The organism is Kribbella sp., assembly GCF_035655035.1.
GTDB lineage: Bacteria > Actinomycetota > Actinomycetes > Propionibacteriales > Kribbellaceae > Kribbella.
This window is the reverse complement of record NZ_DASRVN010000219.1, coordinates 1-2395: the sequence shown is the minus strand read 5'-3', so window position 1 is coordinate 2395 and position 2395 is coordinate 1. Positions and strand designations below refer to the sequence as shown.

Annotated in this window: 4 protein-coding genes; 3 read left to right on the top strand and 1 reads right to left on the bottom strand. The window is 69.0% G+C overall.

The genetic code is table 11. The annotated features are described in order from the left end of the window. The first annotated feature begins 101 nt into the window (after window positions 1–101). Window positions 102–386, top strand: a complete 285-nt coding sequence (locus VFF46_RS40600) for an FAD-dependent oxidoreductase (protein ID WP_414673062.1) — start codon at window positions 102–104, stop codon at window positions 384–386. 232 nt (window positions 387–618) lie between these two features. On the opposite strand, the gene VFF46_RS12610 is transcribed toward VFF46_RS40600, so the two are convergent. Further along, window positions 619–1455: a hypothetical protein gene (locus VFF46_RS12610; RefSeq protein ID WP_325037277.1), complete on the bottom strand. Its 837-nt coding sequence runs from the start codon at window positions 1453–1455 to the stop codon at window positions 619–621. Window positions 1456–1587: 132 nt separating this feature from the next. On the opposite strand from VFF46_RS12610, the gene VFF46_RS12605 reads away from it, so the two are divergent. Continuing rightward, a complete protein-coding gene (locus VFF46_RS12605; protein ID WP_325037276.1) occupies window positions 1588–2034 on the top strand; it encodes an Hsp20/alpha crystallin family protein in 447 nt (148 codons plus the stop codon). A gap of 178 nt (window positions 2035–2212) precedes the next feature. Beyond that, on the top strand, window positions 2213–2395 hold a 183-nt coding region (locus VFF46_RS12600; protein ID WP_325037275.1), incomplete at its 3' end, for a hypothetical protein.

The following is a 2395-nucleotide window of genomic DNA, read 5'->3' as shown; positions in this document are numbered from 1 at the left end:
GTCCGCTTCCAGGTCCCCAACACCGACGCGCTGGACATCACCGCCACACCTCACTCGCCGAAACTCGCCGAGCCCTACCGCCGTCTACAAGGACCGCTCGTCTGCGCAATGCAAACCGAGCCCCAATCTTCTACGCCAACTTCCACCAAGTCGTCACCGACGATTGGACCACCCAACGGATTGCGCTCGCCGGTGACGCCGCCCACGCCATGAGCCCACGACTCGGTCAAGGCGCCACCGTCGGCCTGCTGGGACGCCGCCGTACTGTCCGACCTCCTGACGCCGGCTGGTCCTGCCGATCCCCACCGCACTCGCGCAGTACGCCGGCAACCCGGCAACCCGTCGCTCGACAGATCCAGCAAGCCTCCCGCATAGCAAATCTCTAGTCGGCCAGCCCAAGCAGCACTCAACAACGGCAACTCGCAGCTGCGGGCCTTAGTCATCCACTAACAACCTGAGCCCCCGGCCCCGCTGCAAGACCTCCGGCCGTGAGTAGCGCCGCGCTCGATCGGCTGCTTGCGGATGCGCTCGGCGGGCGGAGTCGGGCAGTGGTGCTTCGTGGCAAGCTGCCGACTGGGAGTTCTCGGGTTGACGTCTGCGCGGGGCATCGTCGTTGTGTCAGTTGGGGTGGCGGAGTTGGTCGGTGGTGGCGGTGACGTCGGCGGCCTGTTCGGCCAGGGTGGGGTGACTGTGCCGGAGTCTGGCCCCGGCGTCGGCCAGCGGTGACAGCAGGGTGGCGGTGTCCGGGTCGCCGAGCGCGTGGAAGATGCGGTCGACGGCTTTTTGGGTGGCGGGGTCGAGGCCGTCGAGGGCAGTGATCTGTGCGGCGAGGCGGCGGAGCCGGGCTGCGTTGGTGCGGGCCCATTGGTTGACGGCGCGGTCGCCGGCGCGGCGGCTGCGGGCCGCCTGGACACGTTCTTCGCCGGTCATGTCGGCGGGGTCGGTGGTGTGGGGGTTGAGCCGCAGGTACCGGCGTTCGGCGGCTTGGCGACTGGCGACCCCGAGGGCGGGCGCGATCGCGGCCCAGCTTGCACCGCGGGCGCGGGCGGCGCCAATGAGCAGCGGCTCCCAGGCGGCGAGCCGGTCCTGCACGGCCCGCAGCCCAGCAAGCGCGGCCAAAACATCATCCGTACTGGCCGTTTCGCCCGCCCCGTCCTGCGCGCCCGCCCCTGTCTGCCCGTCCTGCCCGGCCGACCCTGTCTGCCCGTCGTGCCCTGTCTGCCCGTCCTGCCCGGTCGACGCGACCTGCGCGACCTGCGGGACCTGCGGGACCTGGCCGTCCTGCCCGGTCGGCGCGGTCGGGGCGGTCGGGGCGGTCTCGGTGTGGGCGGCGATCTGGTGGACGGTTTCTTCGACGGCGGCGAGCGCGGCTGACACCGCGATTGCTGCCCGGGTTGAGGCCGGTGTCGGTGATTCCGGGGGTTGGGTCCCGGCGGGCGTGTTGGTGGCTCTCATGGTCACCTCCTTCTGACTCCAGTATGTCAGCGGTCCGTTGACATTTCCTACTTGTCATCGGTCCGTTGACTTGCTATAAGGGAAGTGCGTATTGACACCACTGTTGGTCAACACTTCAGGAGGTGTAGGACGATGTTGATGCGCACTGACCCGTTCCGGGAGTTGGACCGGTTCGCACAGCAGTTCTTCGGGAGCCAGGCGCCAGGCACCTGGTCGCGGCCGACCCCGATGCCGATGGACGCCTATCGGCAAGGTGACCAGTACGTCGTGTCGTTCGACCTGCCGGGCGTATCGCCGGACGCGATCGATCTGGACGTGGAGCGCAACGTGCTCACGGTGAAGGCCGAACGCCGCCCGGCCGAGCTCGGCGAGGGCGTGGAGATGCAGGTCGCGGAGCGTCCGCTCGGGGTGTTTTCCCGGCAGCTGTTCCTGGGCGACACCCTGGACGCCGACCGGATCGAGGCCGGCTACGAAGCCGGCGTACTGACGCTGAAGATCCCGATCGCGGAGAAGGCCAAGCCGCGCAAGATCGAGATCAGTGGCGCGGGCAGCGACGACCGCAAGCAGATCGACGCCTGACCCTGGCGAACCATCCACGACCCGCGGGCTCACAGGGTGCGTGCTCACACGGGGCCTGCTCACACGGGGCCTGCTCACACGGGGCCGCTCACACGGGGCGGGATGCCCACGGTGCGGCTGCCGCGGTGTGGAGTGCCGTGGGCATGGGGTGCGGTTTGTTGTCGATGAGGTGAGATCGATGATGGCGACCAATCAGCAGCAGGCAGCGGCCGAGGCCGAGGTCTTCACCGAGGTCTTCGTCGACCTCGTCCTGGGCGACGACGACCTCGTGCGTGCCGAGTTCGACGCGCTGATCGCTGACTGTTGGGAATCGCCGTCAGAACCGCCGCGCCGGAAGACGTCTCCACCCGGCGGCGGATGG

Coding starts and splice junctions, on each gene's coding strand:
- VFF46_RS12610 (WP_325037277.1), bottom strand. CDS start 1,455: ATGAGAGCCACCAACACGCCCGCCGGGACCCAACCCCCGGAATCACCG.
- VFF46_RS12605 (WP_325037276.1), top strand. CDS start 1,588: ATGTTGATGCGCACTGACCCGTTCCGGGAGTTGGACCGGTTCGCACAG.